The sequence below is a fragment of the Flavobacterium adiutor genome (assembly GCF_048282555.1).
In the GTDB taxonomy this organism is placed as follows: domain Bacteria; phylum Bacteroidota; class Bacteroidia; order Flavobacteriales; family Flavobacteriaceae; genus Flavobacterium.
This window is the reverse complement of sequence record NZ_CP182487.1, coordinates 2,669,047-2,691,892: the sequence shown is the minus strand read 5'-3', so window position 1 is coordinate 2,691,892 and position 22,846 is coordinate 2,669,047. Positions and strand designations below refer to the sequence as shown.

At 32.8% G+C, this 22,846-nt stretch carries 15 protein-coding genes and 1 pseudogene; 7 read left to right on the top strand and 9 right to left on the bottom strand.

All coding sequences use genetic code 11. The features are described from left to right. The first annotated feature begins 519 nt into the window (after nt 1–519). From ACNC7R_RS11365 to ACNC7R_RS11350, 4 genes are all read left to right on the top strand, one after another. Nucleotides 520–906 carry a response regulator transcription factor gene (locus ACNC7R_RS11365; protein ID WP_417941204.1) on the top strand — a complete coding sequence of 129 codons (387 nt, stop codon included), beginning with the start codon at nt 520–522 and terminating at the stop codon, nt 904–906. 267 nt (nt 907–1,173) lie between these two features. After that, nucleotides 1,174–2,388: a sensor histidine kinase gene (locus tag ACNC7R_RS11360; protein ID WP_417941203.1), complete on the top strand. Its 1,215-nt coding sequence runs from the start codon at nt 1,174–1,176 to the stop codon at nt 2,386–2,388. A gap of 499 nt (nt 2,389–2,887) precedes the next feature. Then, the gene (locus ACNC7R_RS11355) at nt 2,888–3,217 is read left to right on the top strand and encodes an Hpt domain-containing protein (RefSeq protein WP_417941202.1); all 330 of its coding nucleotides are present in this window, start codon (nt 2,888–2,890) and stop codon (nt 3,215–3,217) included. A 10-nt stretch (nt 3,218–3,227) separates the two neighbouring features. Beyond that, the gene (locus tag ACNC7R_RS11350) at nt 3,228–3,953 is read left to right on the top strand and encodes a LytR/AlgR family response regulator transcription factor (protein WP_417941201.1); all 726 of its coding nucleotides are present in this window, start codon (nt 3,228–3,230) and stop codon (nt 3,951–3,953) included. A gap of 290 nt (nt 3,954–4,243) precedes the next feature. Here ACNC7R_RS11350 and ACNC7R_RS11345 read toward each other — a convergent pair whose 3' ends face one another. From ACNC7R_RS11345 to ACNC7R_RS11325, 5 genes are all read right to left on the bottom strand, one after another. Beyond that, on the bottom strand, nt 4,244–4,678 hold the full coding sequence (locus ACNC7R_RS11345) for a response regulator (protein ID WP_417941200.1): 435 nt from the start codon (nt 4,676–4,678) through the stop codon (nt 4,244–4,246). Nucleotides 4,679–4,820: 142 nt separating this feature from the next. After that, nucleotides 4,821–7,847 (bottom strand): PAS domain S-box protein, encoded by a 3,027-nt coding sequence (locus tag ACNC7R_RS11340; RefSeq protein WP_417941199.1) that lies wholly within the window; start codon nt 7,845–7,847, stop codon nt 4,821–4,823. 2 nt (nt 7,848–7,849) lie between these two features. Beyond that, complete coding sequence (locus ACNC7R_RS11335; RefSeq protein ID WP_417941198.1) at nt 7,850–8,992, bottom strand: FIST signal transduction protein; 1,143 nt, start codon at nt 8,990–8,992, stop codon at nt 7,850–7,852. A gap of 2 nt (nt 8,993–8,994) precedes the next feature. Further along, nucleotides 8,995–10,347, bottom strand: coding sequence for a sigma-54-dependent transcriptional regulator (locus ACNC7R_RS11330; protein ID WP_417941197.1), 1,353 nt, complete (start codon nt 10,345–10,347; stop codon nt 8,995–8,997). A gap of 328 nt (nt 10,348–10,675) precedes the next feature. Beyond that, nucleotides 10,676–11,128, bottom strand: coding sequence for an Lrp/AsnC family transcriptional regulator (locus ACNC7R_RS11325; protein WP_417941196.1), 453 nt, complete (start codon nt 11,126–11,128; stop codon nt 10,676–10,678). 163 nt (nt 11,129–11,291) lie between these two features. Between ACNC7R_RS11325 and ACNC7R_RS11320 the strand changes: the two genes are divergently transcribed. Beyond that, on the top strand, nt 11,292–12,284 hold the full coding sequence (locus ACNC7R_RS11320) for a bile acid:sodium symporter family protein (RefSeq protein WP_417941195.1): 993 nt from the start codon (nt 11,292–11,294) through the stop codon (nt 12,282–12,284). Between the two features lie 150 nt (nt 12,285–12,434). Here ACNC7R_RS11320 and ACNC7R_RS11315 read toward each other — a convergent pair whose 3' ends face one another. Together ACNC7R_RS11315 and ACNC7R_RS11310 are read right to left on the bottom strand one after the other, a co-directional pair. After that, entirely contained in the window at nt 12,435–13,466 is a 1,032-nt protein-coding gene (locus tag ACNC7R_RS11315) for a methionine synthase (protein WP_417941194.1), read from the bottom strand. A 33-nt stretch (nt 13,467–13,499) separates the two neighbouring features. After that, nucleotides 13,500–14,546, bottom strand: coding sequence for a DUF1852 domain-containing protein (locus ACNC7R_RS11310; RefSeq protein ID WP_417941193.1), 1,047 nt, complete (start codon nt 14,544–14,546; stop codon nt 13,500–13,502). 309 nt (nt 14,547–14,855) lie between these two features. Between ACNC7R_RS11310 and ACNC7R_RS11305 the strand changes: the two are divergent. After that, nucleotides 14,856–15,093 (top strand): annotated as a pseudogene (locus ACNC7R_RS11305) (IS1595 family transposase); the annotation flags it as partial. Nucleotides 15,094–15,463: 370 nt separating this feature from the next. Beyond that, nucleotides 15,464–16,648, top strand: coding sequence for a Na+/H+ antiporter NhaA (gene nhaA / locus ACNC7R_RS11300; protein ID WP_417941192.1), 1,185 nt, complete (start codon nt 15,464–15,466; stop codon nt 16,646–16,648). Nucleotides 16,649–17,343: 695 nt separating this feature from the next. Here the strand turns inward: nhaA and ACNC7R_RS11295 are convergent. Beyond that, nucleotides 17,344–18,471 carry an efflux RND transporter periplasmic adaptor subunit gene (locus ACNC7R_RS11295; RefSeq protein ID WP_417941191.1) on the bottom strand — a complete coding sequence of 376 codons (1,128 nt, stop codon included), beginning with the start codon at nt 18,469–18,471 and terminating at the stop codon, nt 17,344–17,346. A gap of 1 nt (nt 18,472) precedes the next feature. Next, entirely contained in the window at nt 18,473–22,843 is a 4,371-nt protein-coding gene (locus ACNC7R_RS11290; RefSeq protein ID WP_417941190.1) for a CusA/CzcA family heavy metal efflux RND transporter, read from the bottom strand. Nucleotides 22,844–22,846 lie beyond the last annotated feature (3 nt).

Below are 22,846 nucleotides of genomic sequence, written 5' to 3'. Positions count from 1 at the left end.
GGGAGCTTTTTTATTGTTTTTTGCAAATGAAATCCTGTTCTTGATTTTAACAGAAACCAGATCACTTACAAACACTCAATTATGCTTGTCAACGATTTTCAAATACCATTGGTCTACACTAAAAAGCTAATCATCTAATAGTTAAAGAAAAGTCTGAAAACTAATCGAAATTTGTAACGTAATAATTACATCGTTCCCCAAAGATAAAATTATTATCCAAAACAATTTTAGTTCATTTAAAAGCTCCTCGCCCCAGGGAGCTTTAAATATTTCTTATTACGAAATCATTAAATGTAATTAAATTCTGTTAAAAAAAAGCTGTTGAAAATTCTTTATTTGACCTTGATTATTAATAATCCAACTAGCAAGTATTAATAAACCTATTAGAAAAGATTTATAAAAAAGTTCTATAAATATTTATAAAAACAGATTTAAACGAAGATCAACTAATAATAAGTTATTCGAAAAATTACTTAATCGTATAATTCAAAAAAAAACTACTATCTAAATCAATTAAAAATGAAAAATTCGAACTTAAAAATATTAATAGCAGAGGACGACGTATTAACAACAAAAATTTTGGAGTACATCTTAGAAAAAGATGGATACGAGGTAACATCATGTCCAAATGGTATAATTGCAATAGAAAAAATTGCGGAATTTTTACCTAATCTGATTATTACAGATATAATTCTGCCTTTGCGTTCAGGATTAGAAATTATTGACTACTCAAAAGAAAATTTTGAACACATTCCAATAATCGTACTTTCTTGTTTAGGTGAAGAAGAAGGAGTCTTATTAGAAGCCTTCAATTTAGGAGCCGATGATTTTGTATATAAACCATTTAATCCAAATGAGTTATTACTTAGAATAAAACGTTTAATTACAGGCCCAAAAAACCAGTAACTAACTCATGCTTTAAATACTCTGATCCTTAATATAATACCAATTAAGGCTCTTATTTTTGCATCTTAATTTCAAACCTAACAGAAATTAAACGTAAAAAACGCTCAAATTATGTTCCCTGTCGATTTTATCCTACTTTAAAGACAAATTTAACTTTACAGGATGTGAAAATTAGTAATAAAATTTAGTATTTTTGATAATAAAAATATTGTATTCCACGAATATCCAAATATTTATATTAATCGATTATATAAAAATTTTTTTTGTATGCACAAACCTGAAATTCCTGATAATGAAAACCTTCGTTTAAAGTCCTTAAAAGATTATAATATATTAGATACAATATCCGAAGAAGAATACGATGCCCTGACGAAAATAGCAGCTGAAATTTGTGGTACTCCCATCGCATTAGTGAGTTTAATAGATGACAACCGACAATGGTTTAAATCACACCATGGCTTAGATGCAACTCAAACACCAAGGGATTTTTCTTTTTGTGCACATGCCATCAATGCACCAAATGAATTATTTATTATTCCGGATGCGACTAAAGACGAAAGGTTTTTTGATAACCCGTTAACAACTAATGAGCCCAATGTAGTATTTTATGCCGGAGCTCCTTTAAACACCAAGGACGGTTATACTTTAGGAACTCTTTGTGTGATTGACACAAAACCGAGAGAAGACCTTTCAGAGGGACAAAAAGAATCTTTAAAAGCTCTGGGAAATCAAGTTATAGCGCAACTTGAACTTCGAAAAAAGAATAGATTTTTGGAAGAATTAAACAGTGAAATAAGTAGAAAAAATGTACAGTTAAGTCAATTTGCCCATCGTCTTACGCATGATTTAAAAGTTCCGATTAGTGGTATAAATTCACTAATAACTTTCATAAAAGAAGATTACAAAACACTCATTGCTAATACTGAACTCGAAAAGTGGATTGATTTAATCTATTCCCGAAATGAATATATGGACTTTCTAATTAATGGAATTTTAGAATATACTAAAGTTACTAATGATGAAATTCATTTTGAAGATTTCAATGTAAAAAATGTAGTTAAATATATACTTGGCAACGGTATTTTACACACTCCAATTCATATAAATTACATTAATTGTGATGTCACTATAAGACATTCTAAAATAGGTTTTGTACAAATTATTCAAAATCTTTTATCGAATACAATAAAACATACAGATAAAAAAGAATGCAGTGTTTGGTTGACATTTACAGAAAACGAAACCAGCTATTCTTTTATATATGAGGACGATGGTCCAGGTATACCACAAGAATATTGGGAAAAAGTTTTTGAATTGTTTGAAACTGTAAATTCAAAATCTACTAAGAATTCCGGTATTGGTTTAGCCACAATTAGAGCAATATTAGACCGAACAAAGGGGAGTGTTTTTCTTAAAAGCAGAGAAAATAATGAAGAAGGCGCTTGTTTTTGTTTTGTTTTACCAAAAGAACATCTGATTTAATTTTAGTATTTGTTTCAATCTCACTTACCTTATTTTCGATCATAAAATTTGCTGGAACAACTTAATCATAGCTGAAATTAAGATTTTTTACTTAGTTCGACAACTTGATCCGTTTGGCATGTTGAGAGTTTATAAAATTTTAATTTTAAAAATTATATTTTTGTACTAAATTCATCTTTAAAATAGCTGAAAATTTAAATCTTAAATGCAATTTTTACATTATAAAAAAACTTCTTTTTAAAGCCAGCTAATTGAAAAGCGATGATTACTTACTAATTTTTACAAAGATAATTTACTAAGTATTTTTCTATAAAACGCAGTAAGATTAAATGTAGAGAATATCAAATCTTGAAAAAAAATTACTACTTTTACTAAGAGTCTAATAACAATGCTTATCTATGCAATGATTTTAAATTTGTATTATATAAGAAACTGTTTTTTTAAGATCACAATAGGAAGTAATTAAAGAATAATCACATTTTCTTAATCCTTAAAGCTAATGGAACAGCCAAATCTTAATTATATAAATAATCTTTCGGGAAATGATATGGCTTTTAAGCAACTAATTATTAGCACCCTAAAAAAGGAACTCCCACTGGAAATAGATGAATATTATAATAAAATTGAAAATGATTGTTTTATAGCTACTGCAGAAATTATACATAAGATAAAACATAAAATCATCATCATGGGAATGGAAAAAAGTTATTATCTTGCTGAAGAGTTTGAAATTAGCTTAAAAAAAGAATCGGTAGATTTTAAAGAAGCATTAAAAGTAGAGTTTGATAAAATACTTTCTACAATGCAAGATTTTGTTGATTCATTATAACTTTAACTCAATGAATTGTATTTTAATAGATGATGAAGCATTGGCAAGGACAATTATACGCCAGATGATTACAAACCATCGTGCTCTAAATTTTATAGATGAATTTCAAAATGCAATGGAAGCTTTAAAGTTTCTTAATCAAACTACTATTCCAATTGACATTATTTTTTTAGACATTCATATGCCAGGATTTACAGGTTTTGACTTTATTCAGACCATTAAAAATCCTCCTTTAGTTATTTTAATAACATCTGACAGAAATTTTGCTATCGAAGCTTTTGAATATAAATGTATTGTCGATTATTTAGTAAAGCCAATTACTGAAGAACGCTTTTTAAAAGCTATTAATAAATTAGAAGTCAAAAAACTGGCACTGCCTTCTTCTGAAATCTCAGATACTAATTTAGTTCAGCCTATTAATAATACTACTGATTTTTATGTAAATATTGAGCGAAGGCTTATAAAAATAAATATTGCATCTATAAATTTGATTGAAGCTAAAGGAGATTATATTCTCATAAAAACCGAGGATAAAAATTATACTGTACATTCTACTTTAAAAAAAATAGAAGATAAGCTTCCAGTATCTTCTTTTTTAAAAGTACATCGGACTTATATAATTAATATAAAAAAAATAATTGATATTGAAGATAACAGTGTTTTAATTGCAAAAGATGTAATCCCGGTCAGTAGATCAAATAGGCCAGAACTTATGAAGCGTCTTAATATGCTTTAAAACTTATTGATTTTAAATAGTTTAAGAGATGACCGCAGTAATGTAAATGCATTGTCGCTTCAAAAAAATGTAATTCCTACATATAGAAATTCTCAATTCGACTATCTTATAGTTCGCTGAATTCATACAAAAGCTTAAAATATCAGAAACATCAGTTCGCAATTATCCTTTTTCGAATAAAAGACATTGTTATTTGTTTTTGTTTTCTTTACTAGTAACTTTTGTGTTTTACAGGAAAAAATAACGTTACAAAAAACAACCCTGTATTTTTTCATAAGAGATTTTTTTGACTAGAAAATCGATAATAAAAGCTTTAAAAAACCCGGATAAGAATTCTTTAACTGCTGCTTAACAGTTATTATTTTATGGATAATCTGTGCAAATCTTCCCTCGACATAGCTTCCTTTAATTACATAATCAAAAGCACCGTATTTTAAGGCATTGATAGCTGTATTAATGTCTTCCTGACTGGAAATCATAATCACATATATATTTGGATTGAATCGTTTGATTTTTCTCAGTATTTCAAATCCACTACTGTCTTCCATACTATAGTCCATAAAAATAATATCCGGATTTTGATGTAAATTATTTATACAATCATTACTGTTCGAATAATGAGTGATATCACTGTAGTTCATGTTGATGAGATATTGATTGTATAAATTGGCACAAAAAAAATCATCATCGACAAGAAAAAATTTAAATTGAGTTTTATCTTCCATGTTATCTTAATTTTATAGATAACATTATAGCTAAAGTTAAGCCAAATTTAAAAATCGACTATAAATCAACAACTTATAAAATAGCGGCGTAATTATATTTTCCTTTTTATGGAAAATTTTCCATAAAAAGGAAAATATAATTTTAAATTTCTTCCTGCAATTGTTCGACAACAATCATCAAGGTATTTTTTATCTGATAAAACAAATCGCTTATCATTTTTTGATCACTTGCTTCTTTACTAATCTTTTCTAAAATTTTAATTTCTTCAACAATACTTAAAATTCCCATTGCTTCAACACTCGGTCTAATTTTGTGAATCATCTGGCTCAAAACTAAAAAATCACCAGACGATAGTGCTGATTGGGCATTTGGGATGAACTCTTCTATCTGACCTATAAAAATGCTAATCATTTTCAAAGTAAACTCAGAATTTCCTCTGCTAATGGATTCTAAAGTTTTTAAATCATAAAGTTTTTCATCTATCTGCGCAGCAGCATCATTTTGGATATCGTCCTGCCTGCGGGTATATTTTGCTATGATCTCAATAAGATTAAACTCTTCAAAAGGCTTGGTAATGTAATCATTCATACCTGCATTTTTACACTTTTCAACTTCACTTTTAAAGGCATTAGCAGTAAGCGCAATTATTGGAGTCTGCAGTTTAAGTTCCTGTCTGATTTTAACCGTAGCTTCTATGCCATCCATTTCAGGCATCTGCATATCCATCAATATAATATCGAAATTCTTATCCTTTAAAATTTCAACAGCCTCAATGCCATTTACAGCTTCAGTAATCGTACAGTTAAAGTAATTTAGTGAATTGATAACGACCATTCTGTTAAGTATATTATCTTCCACTAATAAAACATTAATTCCTGAAATATCTATATCAATTTCCTGTTGAACTTTTTTAATATTACTAAAGTTTCCTTTTTCCAAATCAATTACAAAACTTACCGTTGTTCCTTTATCTTTTTCACTCATTACATTAATCTTACCGTTCATTAACTCAATCAGTTCTTTGGTTATAGCCATACCTAATCCGGTACCACCAAATTTTCGTGTTATGGCTTTGTCTTCCTGCGAAAACTTGTTAAATATTTTTTCCGCAAAACTTTGTTCCATTCCAATTCCGGTATCTATTACAGAAATTTCCAGTCTTTGAAAAATTTTACTATCATTTAGCACTTCGCATTTCAGTAATATCTTGCCTTTACTCGTAAATTTTAAAGCATTTCCTATCAGATTGAATAATATTTGCTCCAGCCTTAAAATATCACCTTTAAATACCTCATTAACGTCTTTAGAAATTTGTTTAATTAACTTTAAACCTTTTTTCTTTGCTATTGGTTCGAGTACTGTAATTACATTCGTGATAACTTTCTCAAAAACAAAATCTTCAATCTCCAGTGACATTTCACCAGCTTCTATTTTTGATATATCTAATATGTTATTTATAATAGATAATAAATGTTTAGAAGCTACTGCACTGTTTTCTACATATTTTTTCTGTAAATCGGTTAATGGCTGCCTTTCTAACTCTCTTAAAAAACCAATTATTCCGTTTAATGGAGTTCTGATTTCATGGCTCATGTTGGCTAAAAAAGCTTCTTTAGCCTTTGAGGCCTGCTCTGCTTTTATCTTTTCATTTTCAAGCTCAATTTCCATTTTTTTTTGTTCAGTAATATCCAAATGAATTCCAATTGACCCTACAAGTTTCCCTTTATCATCATAATTAGGAGCTCCTCCTATTGCCCACCATCGAAGCTCACCTCTTTTATTTTTAACCGGCATTTGATAAACATCAGATATTCCTATCTCTCTTAATTTATTTTTTGAGTTTAATTTCTCTATGTTCTCGCCAAAAACAAATGTTTTAGAAGGATTCAAACCGATTAGCTCATCGATTTCAAATCCGGATATATTAGCAAAGCTTTGATTGGCATATTGAATGATATCATTATTATCAACTTCTATAAGCCCCAGATTCATATTGGCGATAATATTTCTGTACTTCTCTTCCTGCGCTTTTAATTTAATTTCTGTTTTTTTTCTTTCAGAGATATCCTGCATGAAAGAACAAAAGAAAACTTCCCCATTTTGTTCTAATGGTATTATAGAGATTTCTATAGGAAATTCACGTCCGAGGTTATTTACTGCCGGAAGTTCTATCTGCTTATTCAAAACAGGTCCCCTTCCTGTTTCTACATAATACTTTAAGCCGTTAGTATGCCCTTCGCTGTGACGTTTTGGAATTATAGTATCGTTTAACAATTTTCCTAAAACCTCTTCTTTTTTCCATCCGAAAATATTCTCGGCCTGATTGTTCCAAAAAGTTATTTTTCCTGTAATATCAATAGTAACAATAGCATTGAGCGAGGAATTCATTATAATACGGTTACGCTCTTCACTTTGTTTTAATAAATTTTTACTTTTTATTTTTTGTGTTACGTCTGTAGATTTCCAAAGATGTCCAATACATTCATTTTCGACTATTATTGGTATATAATCTCTTTCAAAAAAGCGGTTATCTATAGTTTCAAGTATCTCTCCGGTTACAATTTCTTTACGAAATAAGATTTGATCAATTCTCTTTTTATAAGCATTCCCATCTTTAAATACTAACTGGGCATCACTTATATAATCTCCGGGTCTTTTGCCAATCATTTCTTCTGGTACGGCATTTATATTACGCATATCACATAAATGCTGATTTACAAACAAAATCGTATCGTTGTTATCTACAACTAAAATCCCAGATTGTATGTTCTCTAATAATGTCTTTAAAAATTGTACGGTTTCAAATAATTTTTTTTCAGTTTCTTTTCTTTTAGCAATTTGGTCACTCAAATATTTTGAAATAAAAAGAAAATCATTTTTTTCACTTTCCTTTATCGATCCATACCCAAGATCCAGATCATTGAGGTTTTCATATAAGTTTAAAATAGACTGTTGTTTTAACTCATATTCTTTTTTTAAATTCTGATGTACTTCGTAATATTCTTTTTCACTTTCTTTAAAAGAATGATCCATTAAATCCTTGTCTCTTTCAAAAGACAGATAAGAATCATTAACCATCTTGATAAAAGACTGAAAAGATGGATCAGCCTGCAGATCAGGAGGTATATTTTTATTAATTTGTCTTTGCAAAAGCTTATGAAGATCCATAACTAGTTCATTTCATTAATACAGGTAATTGTCATTGTCTGATTATGGAGAATACACTCTCCAAATGGTTTTAATGGAGAAATTTCTCCATAAGAGTAAAACCCGGAAATTGTTGTATTATTGCCAAAAATTTCAGAAACAGCCTCGACTTCTTCGTCAATTCTTGATCCAAGAATTAACTTTCGGCCAACACAACTAATTAAAATAGCTAATTTAGGATTAAAACTTTTGACCTCTAAACAGGATAATGCTGCCTCACTTGCAGCATCTACTAACCTGTCAAAATTAGCTTTCATAAAACGAACCTTACTTCCCTTAGGTATATCTCCGGCAAAGGTCATTGTCTGATGTGTTTCGTCTATTGATAAAATAGTTCTTACAATAGGTTCATCAATACCATCTGTTTTAATTGAAAGTGGAAAAAGCAATGCTGAGCCCGGTAATTCTTCAGCATACTTGCCTAAATAATTTTTGTACAAGTCCAAAACATTTTTTCCATCGATTTCATACAAAACATTGCTTTCTGATTTTGTTACTAATCTCTCGAGTCCAAAACTTTCCCAACCTCCTAATGAACCATGTGAGACCAATAATTTTTCTCCATAAAAACCAATTGCTGCAATTTTTCCCTGTTCAGGAGTTTTGTTCAGTCCTACTAACGTTTTTTCAAATTTTGCTGCATCTCCCGCAAGTCCCCCAACGATCAAAACTTCTTCATCCTTAACAGAGTTCATTCCGTTTACTAACTCGCTCCCATTCACTTTTCCTCCATCAGATAATATAAGAACCAATTTTAAATGATCCTGATTAAATTTCTTTATCAAAGAAGAACCTGCCTGAAAACTATTCTCAAAATCAGCTATATCTACTTCGCAAGTTTTAATTTTAGTCGAAGAAAATTTAATTGCAGTTAAACTTATGGTATTATCCAGAACCTCATTTTCATATATTTCACCAGCTGAAGAGCATAAAACCAATTGTGAAGAAGGAAATTTATCTTTTAACTGATTGAAAATTTTCTCATCAGCTAATAATTTTCTCGAACCAAAACCTAAAACCAGCTCAGCATCAGCAAAATTTAAGTTGTCATTATTCAATTCTCTTACAAAAGAATTATTTTCAAATAAAATGGTCGCTGTTTTCATTTTTATCCCTTTTTAGTTTGACTATTCTGAATTAATTTATAGATTGTAGATTTCCCAATGTCTAATTGTCGGGCAGTTTTTAATACATCGTCATTGTTCTTTTTTAAGTAATGAAGTATAATTTCCGAAGTAAACTCTTTCAGTGTTTTATTTTCTGACAGGAAAAAATCAGTTTCATTTATACTGTTAAGGATTAGATCTTCCGCAGTAATTTCGTTATTCTCACACATTACGCAGGCTAAATCAATAACGGATTTAAGTTCTCTGATATTTCCCGGGAATTTATGTTTAAGTAATTTATCTTTTGCGTCTTTTGAAATACTAATAGTTTTCAGTTTATTCTCTTTTACAAAAAGATCAACAAAGTGTTTTGATAAAAGTAGAACATCGTGACCCCGTTCTCTGAGAGGAGGCAATTCAATAGGAAGACCAATAATTCTGTAATAAAGATCCTCTCTGAAATTTCCTTTTTTTACTTCTTCTTTTAAATCTTTATGAGTCGCTATTATTAACCTCGCATTGAATTTAATAACCGATTTACCGCCAAGTCTTGTAACCTCCCTCTCCTGAAGTACTCTAAGAAGTTTACTCTGAAGATTTAAATCAAGTTCGGCTATTTCATCCAGAAAAATTGTCCCTCCGTCTGCCTGCTCAAATTTACCTGTTACCCGTTGGTCAGCTCCGGTAAAGGCTCCTTTTTCATGTCCGAAAAACTCACTTTCAATTAGCTCTTTTGGAATAGCAGCCATATTTAAGGCTACAAATGGCTTGTTTTTTCGTTCAGAATTATAATGAATTGCTTTTGCTACAACTTCTTTACCTGTACCAGTTTCTCCAGTAATTGAAACATTAATATTAGTATTTAAAGATTTATTTATTTTATTAAAAACGGCCTTTATAACATTGCTTTGGCCCACTATGGTATTCTCAAAACTAAATTTTCGTTCCAGTTTTTCTTTTAAGTCTTCCACTTCTTCGATAAGACTTAAATTCTCTCGTATTTTTATAATCGAATTCCAGAGTAATTCTTTTGTATGGGCATTTTTTACGATGTAATCTTTTGCACCAGATTTTAAAAAATCAACTGCTACTTCAATCTCTTCCTGACCACTAATTATAATTGTTGGGATTTTATTATTTACCTGCTGTATTTTCTTAAGTAATACATCACCTGACGTATCTGGTAATCCAAAGTCTAAACAAATTATATTAGGGTATAGATACAAATTATCCATACACTCTTTACCTGTTTTAAACAAAAATACTTCGAAATCAGGATTTAATTTAAGATGATATCTTAACGTTTCTCCAAAAAATGGATCATCTTCAACTAAAAAAATTTTAAAAGATTTCATTGATAAATTCTTAAACCATAACTTAAACTAAGCTACAAAAAAAATCCTACATAAGAGATATAGGCTGAAAGTAAAAATATTCGATAGCCCTTCAATATGTAGATTTTACAAACCATGATGATCTAACATTTTAGGGTTCAATTTTTCACAAGAAATCTTTAGCCTGTTTGAAATAAACAGTGTAAAGTGGCTTTATTAAATATTAAATCGAAGATGGACGATGGTTCGAAGTGCGGTTAAGAATTTAGATAATGCTTTTCTATTGTTTAGGTGTAACTCTTAATATCCAATATTAACAACTCAAAAATAATTTTAAACCATTGCGGAGCTACCCATACATATTTTTTATTTCCGACATAACAAAGGTACTTTGGGTACTCCCAATGCTTTCAACTGATCCCAATTTATTAAAAACAAAATCCTGATAATGCTTCATATCTTTGGCATAAACTTTCATTAAAAAATCGTAATCTCCTGATATATTGTAACATTCTACAATTTCTTCTATTTTCATAATATCACTAACAAACTGATTACCAATATTTCGATCGTGCTGTTTAAGTTTGATATTACAGAAAACGATGAATCCCCTATTTAGTTTTTCTGCATCCAGCAGGGCTATATATTTCTTAATATAACCGTTGTTTTCCAATCTTTTAATTCGCTCAAAAACTGGTGATGCCGAAAGATTTACCATCTTTGCCAATTCTTTTACCGTGTATTTAGAATTATCGTGAAGTATATTTAGTAACTTAAGATCAATATCGTCTATCTGCTCCATAGAATATTTTACTTAAAAAAGGTTAAATTAATTTATAAAAAAGAATAATAATCTTCAAATATAGTAAAAAGGAATACAAATACCTTATTTTAAATTAATAGAAGATTTAATGATCTTCAAAAATTACTTTTGCAGTATAAAAATCTAAAAAATTAAAGGTAAATTGAAGAAGTTATTAGAAGTATTAAGTAAAGCAGGTTTCGATGGTTTCCTGCTAATGATAGGTACCATGATTCTGCTGGCCTATTTTCTGCCGAAGCCTGGCATGATCAAAGAGCCTGTTTCGCTGGAGGAGATTGCCAATGCAGGTGTGTCGCTGATTTTCTTGTTTTATGGTTTGCGACTGAGTGTTGAGAAACTAAAAGCCGGCCTTGCCAACTGGAAAATGCATATTATTGTACAGTTGACAACTTTTTTGCTTTTTCCACTCATTGTTTTGGCATTTCGTCCCTTATTCGTAAGCGCCGGTTTCGAACTGCTTTGGCTGGGTGTATTTTTTCTGGCAGCTTTACCATCCACAGTTTCCTCTTCCGTGGTCATGGTCTCTATTGCAAAAGGAAACATTCCCGCAGCCATTTTCAATGCGAGCATTTCCAGTTTGATCGGAGTAGTTGTTACGCCACTCTGGGTTGGGCTGTTCATAGCTTCTGCAACAGGCAATTTTGATGTGACTGATATTGTCATAAAATTGCTTCTTCAAGTTTTGTTGCCTGTGATTATTGGAATCAGCCTCAACTCTCGTTTTGGAGCCATTGCTGAAAAATATAAGAAACAGCTGAAATATTTCGATCAGGCAGTCATCCTTACTATCATCTACACGTCTTTTTGTAAGTCATTCTCCGAACATCTTTTCGAAGACTTCACTGCTCTTGAACTTGTGGGACTCGCAACAGGGATGATGGTTTTGTTTTTTGCCGTATTTCTTTGTGTGGGATTACTCAGTCGCTTGCTTAGTTTTTCAGATGAAGATCGTATTACTGTCTTGTTTTGTGGATCTAAAAAGTCATTGGTACATGGTACCGTTATGTCAAAAGTACTCTTTCAGCACAGTACCATCACCGGCATCGTATTGTTGCCCCTCATGATTTACCATGCCTTGCAATTGATTGCTGCCAGCATCATCGCTCAGAGTATGGCTCGAAGAAAAGAAGTATAATTATTATTTTTGCCTGTGTATTTGAAACTTAATCAGAAATGTGTTTAAGAAAAAAGCTGGGGCGGAGTCTCTTAATTTATTTGTTGATCCGTAGAGTTTAGATAGCAACTCTACGGATAAAGCAAGACCCAAATTTCAAATTATATTGGGCTAAATAGCAAATTCTTTGCGGATAATTTCTGCTCCTGCACTTAAAGCGCTTAACTTACCTCTAGCTACTTTTCGAGCTAACGGAGCCATACCACAATTTGTAGAAGGGTAAAGATTTTCAATATTTACAAACTCCAGCGCTTTGCGTAGTGTAGCAGCTACTTCTTCTGGGGTTTCTATAGTATTGGTTGCTACATCAATTGCACCGACCATTACTTTTTTACCGCGAACAAGCTCCATTAAATCAAAAGGGACACGTGAGTTATGACATTCTAATGACACAATATCAATAGTAGACTTTTGAATTTTAGGAAAAATCTCTTCGTATTGGCGCCACTCTGAACCTAATGTTTTTTTCCAATCTGTATTGGCTTGTATTCCATAACCGTAACAAATATGTACTGCCGTTTCGCAATTTAAGCCTTCAATGGCCTTTTCTAAAACTGCCATTCCCCAATCGTTTACTTCATTAAAGAATACATTAAATGCAGGTTCATCAAACTGGATAATATCTACCCCTGCATCTTGAAGTTCTCTCGCTTCTTCATTGAGCACTTTTGCAAATTCCCATGCCAATTTTTCCCGGCTTTTATAATGGTCATCATATAAGGTATCTACCATTGTCATCGGGCCAGGCAATGCCCATTTTATAGGTTTGTTAGTCTGTTTGCGTAAAAATTTAGCATCCTCAACAAAAACTGCTTTTTGACGTGCAACTTCATCTACAACAACAGGAACACTCGCATCATAACGGTCACGAATTTTTACAATTTTACGATTTTCAAAATCTACACCACTTAAATGCTCGATAAAAGTAGTTACAAAATGCTGGCGAGTTTGCTCACCATCACAAATTATATCAAGCCCAGCCAATTGTTGTTCATGTAAAGAAATGCGCAAAGCATCTTGTTTCCCTTCAAGCAACTGATCTCCTTCTAATTTCCAGGGTGACCAAAGTTTTTCAGGTGGTGCAAGCCAGGCAGGTTTGGGTAAACTTCCAACAATTGAAGTGGGCAATAATAATTTCTTCATAATAGAATAATTTTAATGTGTTGTTGTATTAATTTAAAGAACAAAATTGGCTGACCACTGTTCTAATATATTTTTATGAGGTTTAATGAAATACTCTTCTGCAAATTTACCTTGCTCAATAGCCAACTCTGTACGCTCTTCTCTGTTGTACACAATTTTTGTTAAAGAATGGTCTTGGTTTTTCAAACTAGGCTTATAGCACTGTCCTGCAACAGCATTAGCATTATATATTTCAGGTCTGTAAATTTTTTGAAACGTTTCCATTGTACTAATGGTACTGATTAATTCAAGGTTTGTATAATCAGTTAATAAGTCGCCAAAGAAATAAAACGTCAAAGGGGCAACGCTGTTAGGAGGCATAAAATAACGAGCCTGCAAGCCCATTTTTTTGAAATATTCTTCTGTTAAGGAAGAATCGTTTGGTTGGTATTCAAAACCTAATATCGGATGATGGTTTCCTGTGCGATGATACGTTTTACTATCTGATACACTCAAACATATAACGGGTGGTTTGATAAAGTTTTTTTTGTAAGCTTCTGAATTTACAAAATGCTTAAATATATTGCCGTGTAATTCACCAAAATTATCAGGAATACTAAAGTTGTTTTTATTCTTGTTATGCTCTAAAAGCAATACACTAAAATCATAATCACGTACGTATGAAGAAAAATTATTTCCCACAATACCTTCAATGCGTTTACCTGTTTTGTGATCGATAATATACGTTTTTAAAACCTCAATCGTTGGGAATGTTTTACCACTATCATCAATGTCTATATAAACAGAAACAATTTCTAATTCAACCGAATAACGATCGTTATTAGGATTATCCCAGTTCGCCAAGGTATTAAAACGATTGTTAATCATATTAATAGTGTTACGTAAGTTTTCCTCTCGACTTGCTCCTCTTGCCAAATTTGCAAAATTGGTTGTTGTACGTGTACTCTCGGATGGAATATAGTTTTCGTTAAAATAAATACTCTCTAATGTGAATCTAAAATCACTGCTGATTGTATTATACTTATTTTCAGCATGTTGCTTTTTATTTATTCTTAAATCTTCTACTGTATTCGTTTTCATTTGATGATAATATTTAGTTTTTTTGCCTTGCAAATCTCAAAATAAAAGATGAATTATTTTTACAAATGCTTTAAATCAGTTAAATATTCTTTTTTATATCATATTAATAGATAATTAATCCTTTTTAGGATGTATTGATAAAAAAAACAGATAATTATTCTTTAGAGAGATGAGATACGATTCATTTTTAGTTGCCTAGAGTACTAAAAAAGGTGTTGCTTCTAAATTGCTACAGAAACCTAAAACGAATCATTATCTCAATAATTAGCTTTTCTACTCATGCTTTTTATGCTGCAAATATTCCAGCGCAAAAGATGCCAACATACGGAGTATATTTTTCGTAAAATCGATTTAAAATTTCAATGTAAAAATTGTGGTAGCCGGATTAGTCTTCGATCAGGAACGGTAAGGGAAAACTCTAATTTACCATTCCAATATTGGATGCTTTGCATTGAATTAATGACGCTATCCAAAAAATAGTTTTTCAGCATTAGAAATGCAGCGCATACCGTACTATAAACGTTATCAATCAATTGGGTTAATGATGCAGAATAAATAGCAAACTTGATGATAAATATAATAAAGAAGTTCAGAAATTCAGTAGAAAAAACAGCTTCAGTGATCTCCGATATTTACATCTGTACAATTTCTTTCTGGTTTATTTTAAATGAAGCATAAATAAACAAGTTGCCAAAAGATGGCGACAAAATTAAAATAGAAAGTACATATGATGAATAACCTTTTCAAGTGCTTGCTCAAATATTTTGCTGAGAAAAGTACGCGCTTATACTCGTTAAAAAAACTAATAAGTTATATTTTAAAGAAATATCATTTTATCAGCCAATTTCTGCCCTAAAAGATTTTATTATAAGACATATGATTTGTTTTTGAAGCATATTGGTGCTAAATTTGCGACTATGACAAAATTAATCAACCTCAATATATTCAAGCGTTTTTTTAGTTCCTCTTCCTCTGGAGGAATACTCCTACTCCTTTGTGTTGCAGCATCACTTACCATTGCTAATACAGAATGGTCGGAGCCTTTCAAAGAACTGCTCGGGATGAAACTCGGGAAGAATTTTGGCCCCATCGATTTACGCTATCCGCTATCAATCTGGATTAATGATGGACTTATGGCTATTTTTTTTCTGCTTGTCGGATTGGAGATTAAAAGAGAAATAGTAGAGGGAGAACTATCTTCCTTCCGTCATGCATCGCTTCCTGTCCTGGCTGCACTTGGCGGTGTGGCTGTTCCAGCACTTCTATATGCGGGTTTTAATGGAAATAATCCGCAGACCGCTATAGGATGGGGCATACCGATGGCAACAGACATCGCATTTGCTCTGGGTATTATTTCTATTTTGGGAGACAGGGTGCCTGCGGGATTAAAAATATTTCTTGCTGCACTTGCCATCGTAGATGATTTGATCGCCATATTGGTAATTGCTATTTTCTATTCCAATGAAATTCATCTCATTTATCTGGGATATGCAAGTTGCATTATGGCTTTTCTGATTGTAATGAACAGGATAGGAGTCAAAAACATATGGTTTTATATCATTCCCGGAACAGTCATGTGGTACCTGATTCACCACTCAGGCATTCACGCCACCATTGCGGGGGTGTTAACAGCTCTAACGCTGCCAACCAACGAAGATGATACCGAATCACCTCTTGAAAAACTCGAACATGTCCTGACGATACCGGTAAACTTCATCATAATGCCAATATTTGCCATTGCTAATACTAACATCACTTTTGAAAGTGGCATGGTTGGTGGGCTGTTGGGAAGTCTTGGACTTGGTATAGTAATAGGACTCTTTCTAGGCAAGCCTGCCGGAATATTGATCATGTCCTGGCTGGCGGTAAAACTTAAAATTTCTGAACTTCCGCCAGAAACCCGATGGCCTCATGTACTTGGACTCGGCATATTGGGCGGTATTGGCTTTACAATGTCTATTTTCATTGCCTTGCTTTCCTTTAAAGATCCCCTGCTTCAGACTGAAGCTAAATTCGCAGTGCTTACCGCATCTGTCCTAGCTGGAATTACGGGGTATATCTTACTATATATTTATAGCATAAAACAAACCAAAAAGCATTAATTCGCTTCTCCTGTATAAGATGGTAAATTATTTTTTTTCTTAAATTCATAAACAGATTTTATTGACTAATAAAGTCTCTTTTTTTTGCATACCGGCAATTCTTGGAAACACAATTTATAACTGGCTTACCGCATTAACCATTATATTGCTGCTCTTTACACTGATCAGGATTTTCCGGATCTTTATCTTCAGGCGGCTGAAGACATGGGCATCGCTTACTTCTACTTTCTGGGATGAATTCGCTCTTGCCGTGATTGAGAAGAACATCCTGCCGCTGCTGTATATCAGTACGGTATATTTTTCCCTGCGGTACCTCCAACTCAGTGAGAGATTGTGAGGCACTATCCAAAAAAATATTGAAATTTGTCCTGTTCCTGTTACTAATCGGTACAAAAGAGAAATACCATCTTTTGTTCCTTTTTTTGTTTTTTTGTTCCGTAAATTAGTAATAGTTAGCTATATTTTTCCAGCTTATTGATAACCGCTTTCTCTGCAGGATTAAAGCAGAATTGTATTAGTACTTTTGTCAATCCCAAAATAATAAAAATATTTAAGGGTAAATTTTTATAACATTCTTATCTAATCAGATTGCTAAAAATAAAACGGCACCAACTTTTTCAATTGACGCCATTTTATTTGAATTTTTAAAGAATCATTTTGCTCTTTGGATATGCAAGATTCAGAGTTTATCATTGTTATTCATCGTTATTCATAGCAGACATCAATAAAGTGTAAGCATTTTTTACAACGATTTTTGAAGAATTATTCAACTCATTTGAAGTAACCTGACAGAAACCTTCATTTTTGACTCCTGACTTTACTTTCATCATCTTAAACTGATTATTTCCAAGATCTGTAAAAATATAAAACTTACCTTCCCAGCGTACTACAGCATCCTCTGGAACGGTTAAAGTTTTTTTGTTTTCCACTTCAACTTCGGCATTGATAAACAAACCAGGTAAAAGTGCCGGATTATAAGCGTTTACTTTGCAGATAATTTCTGCAGCACGGTCACCATTTAAACTTTGATTTATAAAAGCAATCTTAGCAGGATATTTCTTTGTATCGGAATTATTAGTAAATGCCATTACCCTCTGACCAACTGACAAAGAAGTAACATCTTTTTCGAATGCATTTAAAGTCAGGATAATATCTTTTTTATCGATCAATTCAAAAAGCATATCTGTTGGATTTACATATTTTCCAATATTTACATTTACTTTTGAAACCAATCCGTTTATAGGTGAAATTACTTTTATGGTTTTGCTAATATTTTTTACGTTTAATGTTTTAGCATTAATTCCTAGCAAATTCAATTTTTGTTCCAGAGAAGACATTTTAATGTGTTGTGTTCTCATTTCGGTTGTAATCTGTTCCAAAATTTTATCACTGCCGGCTTTACTTGCATTAAGCTCTTTTTGTCTTTTGTATTCATTTTGAGCCAATTCAAACTTTTCTTTAGCCATCAGATAATCCTGCTGCAATTCAATAAACTGCATATCTTCTAAGACTGCTAGAATTTGCCCTTTTTGTACATTCATACCGGCAATTAAATTGGTGCTTTTTACATAGCCGCCTAATGGAATGCTGATACTAATCACACTCTTAGGTGGAAGTGTTACCGTACCTTGAAGCTTTAAAACCTCTTTGATGTTCTGAAGTGTCGGATTTCCAGATTGTAAACCAGCATTTTTAACCTGTGTGCTGGTTAGTTTTATGATGTTAATGCTTTTAACTTCAGCATTTTTGTTTTCTTCGTTTTGCTTCTTTCCGCAAGAAAACAGTACTAATGCGCCTGCAAACGCTGCTATATATTTTTTCATTTTAAATATTATTAAGATTCTGCAATGTAATTACTGCTTTATTATAGGCATTCAATGCGTCCAGATACTCACTTTTGATTGTAATCGCCTGATTCAAGACTATAACCCATTGCAGATAATCAATCTCTCCATTGTAGAACTGACTGCTGGAAGCTTCGATAATCGTCTGAGCGTTTTTCAATCCCTCTTTTTCATAATACTCTAAACTTTCCTGATATTTTTTCACTTCTCGGTCAGCATTTTCAATTGTGGTTTTTACCTCAATTTTTGCAGCTTCTGAAAGCACTTCATAACTTTCATATTCGGCTTTAGCGGCGCGTTTGCGTTCAGACTGACTTGTAAAAAAAATCGGAATTGAAAGACCAGCGCTTACATAATTAAATCTCTGTTGACTATCATAGTAAATCTCCTGACCTGAAGTAGTAGTTTGAGTTCCGATAATACTCAAATTATTATACCCTAAAGTAATTTCAGGAAGCAGTTTGGCACTTTCTGTTTTCCATCTCCATTTAGCAGATTCAGATTCGTATTGCGAACGCTGTATAATAGGAAGGTTTTCTGTTTTTAAATTTTCAACCAAAGACTGATTTAAAACCGCTTTTAGTTTTTCTTTCTTCGGAGCATGATTGACTTTATCCTGCAACACCGAATTAAACAGATTTAAGGCGATTTCTACATCTCGATTTATTATTGCCAATTGATTGCTATAAAATTGTCGAGCAGACTGCGATGCACTTTTTTCTAAAACATTGGCCTCACCTGCTGTAAATCTCAAATCTGATTTCTTTTCCATAATTCGGTAAATCGAGTCGGCATAAACTAAAAGTTCTCTTTTACTCTGAAGCCATAAATAGTCGTAATAAATATTTCTGACTTTGGTTTTGATCTCCTGCAAAGTTAGTTGAACCTCTGTTTTAGCCTTATTAAAATCTGCCTGAAGTGCTTTTTTCTGATTACTGTAAACCGTAGGAAAAGCAAAAGTCTGACTAATTCCAAATCGGGTATCTTTCTGAGCGCTGTTAAACTGACCATAATCAACATCTATTTGGGTCTGAGGCAGATTGTAACCTGTTTTTTGCAAATGGCTCTTAGACTGTTCGTTTAATTTAGCCGATTTAATAGTTCTGTTATTCTGAATGGCAATTGAAATTGATTCGTTAAGCGAAATTGGTAATTCCTGTGCATTTGCCTTATTACTAATAAAAAGAATAGTCAGTAAAAGAGTTAGGTTATTCATTTGTTTTTTTTTAGAAAATACTTTAGTGTGATACGTCATCAAAAAAATAGCAGGTAGTACAAAAAGCGTTAAAAGCGTAGCCGTCACCAACCCGCCGATTACTACAGTTGCCAGCGGACGCTGTACTTCTGCTCCTGCCCCGTTACTCAATGCCATTGGAAGAAATCCTAATGAGGCAACTGCTGCAGTCATTACAACTGGACGCAATCTATTTTTGGTTCCTAAAATGATCAAATCCAAAGGATTAGTAATTTCACCAAGTTTTTGAATTCTATTAAATTCGGATATCAATACGATTCCGTTTAATACAGCTACACCAAAAAGTGCAATAAACCCAACTCCTGCTGAAATACTAAAAGACATGTCTCGCAAGAATAAGGCAAATACACCACCGATTGCGGATAACGGAATGGCTGTAAAAATAATAATACCTTCTTTAAATGATCTAAAAGCAAAATAAAGCAGGGCGAAAATCATCAATAAAGCGGCAGGAAGGGCAACACCAAGTCTCGCTTTTGCCTGTTGTAAATTCTCAAAAGCACCGCCATACGTAATATAATAGCCCGGATCAAATTTAATCTGCTGCTTTACTTTCTGCTGTAATTCTTCCACAATGGACTGCACGTCTCTACCGCGGACATTAAACCCAACAATGATTCTGCGTTTTGCATTTTCTCTTTGAATTTGGTTTGGACCTTCTACTTCCTCCACTTTTGCCACTTGATAAAGCGGAATCTGCATTCCTGAAGGTGTCGCAATCAGTAGGTTTCGAACATCTTCGATGCCCTTTCTTCCATTGTCTTCTACACGAACGACCATATCAAATCGTTTTTCTCCTTCATAAATACTTCCTGCGATGGCTCCTGCAAAAGCAGCGTTAATAGTTGCATTTACATCGGCAACTCGCAAACCATATTTAGCCATTTCTGTCCAATTGTAATCAATTACGATTTGAGGCATTCCGGTTACTTTTTCTACATATAAATCGGCTGCTCCTTCAACGGTTTTACTGATATCTCCTAGTTTTTCTGCATATTGAGAAAGTTTCTGAAGATCTTCTCCGTAAATTTTACAAACCAAATCTTGTTTGGCTCCTGTCATTAATTCGTTAAAGCGCATTTGAACAGGGAACTGAAAACCAGTGGTAACACCAGGCGCAATTCGTTTTACCGTTTTCGTCATTTTGTCGGCTAATTCAGGAAACGAAGAAGCACTAGTCCATTCGGATTTGTCTTTTAAAACAATAATCATATCCCCGCCTTCAATTGGCATGGGATCTGTTGGAATTTCCGCACTACCAATTCTGGAAACCACTTGCTGTACTTCTGGATAGTCTTTTTTAAGTTCCTTCGAAATTTTTTCGATAGTTTCAGTAGTTTTAGAAAGATTCGTTCCTAAAAGCAGACGGGTTTCTACTGCAAAATCTCCTTCTTCTAACTGCGGGATAAACTCTCCTCCCATTCTTCCGAACAATAACAGCGCCATTCCAAACAGTACAAAGGCAGCAATTACAATTCCTTTTCTAATAATTAAAGCTTTCTTTAACCAGCCTTCATAAGCATTTTCCAATCTTTCCATGATATGATCAGAAAGATTCTTTTTAGGGCTGATTTTTTTACTTAAAAACAAAGCACTTACCATTGGCACATAAGTAAGCGACAAAATAAAAGCTCCAAGAATAGCAAAAGCAACAGTTTGCGCCATTGGCTTAAACATTTTGCCTTCTATTCCTTGCAAAGAAAGAATGGGTAGATATACGATTAAAATGATAATCTGGCCAAATACAGCGGCATTCATCATACGTGCAGCTGATCCGGTTACTTCTTTATCCATTTCTTCCTGAGAAATATCTGAAACAGATTGGTATTTTTTTGAACTGTGAAGATGATGCAGAATCGCTTCTACAATAATTACGGCTCCATCGACTATTAATCCGAAATCTAATGCTCCCAGACTCATTAAATTACCACTTACACCAAAAGTATTCATCATAATAATGGCAAAAAGCATCGCTAACGGAATAACAGAGGCCACAATAAATCCTGCTCTAAGATTTCCGAGGAATAAAACCAAAATCAAAACTACTATTATAGCACCTTCAATTAAGTTTTTTTCTACAGTTCCAATAGCGTTATCTACCATTTTAGTTCTATCCAGAAAAGGTTCAATCTTTAAACCTTCCGGAAGGATTTTTTCGATTTCGGCAATTTTATCTTTAACGTTAACAATAACATTATTGGCGTTTTCTCCTTTTAACATCATCACGATTCCACCGACAGATTCTCCATATTCGTCTGTAGTCAATGCACCATAGCGGATTGCCGAAGAAATTTTGACATCAGCAACATCTTTCACTAAAATAGGAAGTCCACCTCGTGTACTTTTAATGACAATGTTTTCAATATCTTGAATACTTTTAGCTAAACCTGTACTTCTAATATAAGATACGGTTGGTCCTTTCTCAATATAAGCTCCTCCAGTATTTTCGTTACTGTTGTTTAAAGCGGTAAAAACTTCGCTTATCGTTAAGTTTTGTGCTTTAAGCCTGGCTGGATTTACTCCAATTTCATATTGTTTTAATTTCCCTCCAAAAGTCGAAACATCAGCAATTCCTGCAGTTCCCAAAAGTTGTCTTCGAATAGTCCAGTCCTGAATGGTTCTTAAATCTTCCAGAGAATATTTCTCTTCGTAACCAGGTTTTGGTTTTAAAACATATTGATAGATTTCTCCTAGACCAGTCGTGACTGGAGCCATTTCGGGTCTATTGGCATTTCGGTCAATTTCTACCTGCTGGAGTCTTTCTGTAATCTGCTGTCTTGCCCAATACACATCAGCATCGTCTTCAAAAACAACACTTACCAGTGAGAGTCCGAAACGAGAAATACTTCGGCTTTCTTTAAGATGCGGAATATTGTTAATGGCTTGCTCGATCGGAAAAGTGATGAGCCTTTCTACGTCTTCAGCTCCCAGAGATGGAGCTGTCGTAATAATTTGTACCTGATTATTTGTGATGTCCGGTACGGCATCAATAGGTAATTGGGTAACCTCATACACACCGTAGATAATCCACAGCAATGTAAAGATTCCAATTGCCAGTTTGTTCTTAACTGAGAACTGAATTACTTTATTAAGCATAAT

Bases quoted from the DNA above. Each gene is read 5' to 3' on its own strand.
- ACNC7R_RS11340 (WP_417941199.1), bottom strand. From the start codon at position 7,847: ATGGATCTTCATAAGCTTTTGCAAAGACAAATTAATAAAAATATACCT.
- ACNC7R_RS11295 (WP_417941191.1), bottom strand. From the start codon at position 18,471: ATGAAAAAATATATAGCAGCGTTTGCAGGCGCATTAGTACTGTTTTCT.
- ACNC7R_RS11345 (WP_417941200.1), bottom strand. From the start codon at position 4,678: ATGGAAGATAAAACTCAATTTAAATTTTTTCTTGTCGATGATGATTTT.
- ACNC7R_RS11335 (WP_417941198.1), bottom strand. From the start codon at position 8,992: ATGAAAACAGCGACCATTTTATTTGAAAATAATTCTTTTGTAAGAGAA.
- ACNC7R_RS11290 (WP_417941190.1), bottom strand. From the start codon at position 22,843: ATGCTTAATAAAGTAATTCAGTTCTCAGTTAAGAACAAACTGGCAATT.
- ACNC7R_RS11355 (WP_417941202.1), top strand. From the start codon at position 2,888: ATGGAACAGCCAAATCTTAATTATATAAATAATCTTTCGGGAAATGAT.
- ACNC7R_RS11330 (WP_417941197.1), bottom strand. From the start codon at position 10,347: ATGAAATCTTTTAAAATTTTTTTAGTTGAAGATGATCCATTTTTTGGA.
- ACNC7R_RS11315 (WP_417941194.1), bottom strand. From the start codon at position 13,466: ATGAAGAAATTATTATTGCCCACTTCAATTGTTGGAAGTTTACCCAAA.
- nhaA (WP_417941192.1), top strand. From the start codon at position 15,464: ATGACAAAATTAATCAACCTCAATATATTCAAGCGTTTTTTTAGTTCC.
- ACNC7R_RS11360 (WP_417941203.1), top strand. From the start codon at position 1,174: ATGCACAAACCTGAAATTCCTGATAATGAAAACCTTCGTTTAAAGTCC.
- ACNC7R_RS11365 (WP_417941204.1), top strand. From the start codon at position 520: ATGAAAAATTCGAACTTAAAAATATTAATAGCAGAGGACGACGTATTA.
- ACNC7R_RS11310 (WP_417941193.1), bottom strand. From the start codon at position 14,546: ATGAAAACGAATACAGTAGAAGATTTAAGAATAAATAAAAAGCAACAT.
- ACNC7R_RS11350 (WP_417941201.1), top strand. From the start codon at position 3,228: ATGAATTGTATTTTAATAGATGATGAAGCATTGGCAAGGACAATTATA.
- ACNC7R_RS11325 (WP_417941196.1), bottom strand. From the start codon at position 11,128: ATGGAGCAGATAGACGATATTGATCTTAAGTTACTAAATATACTTCAC.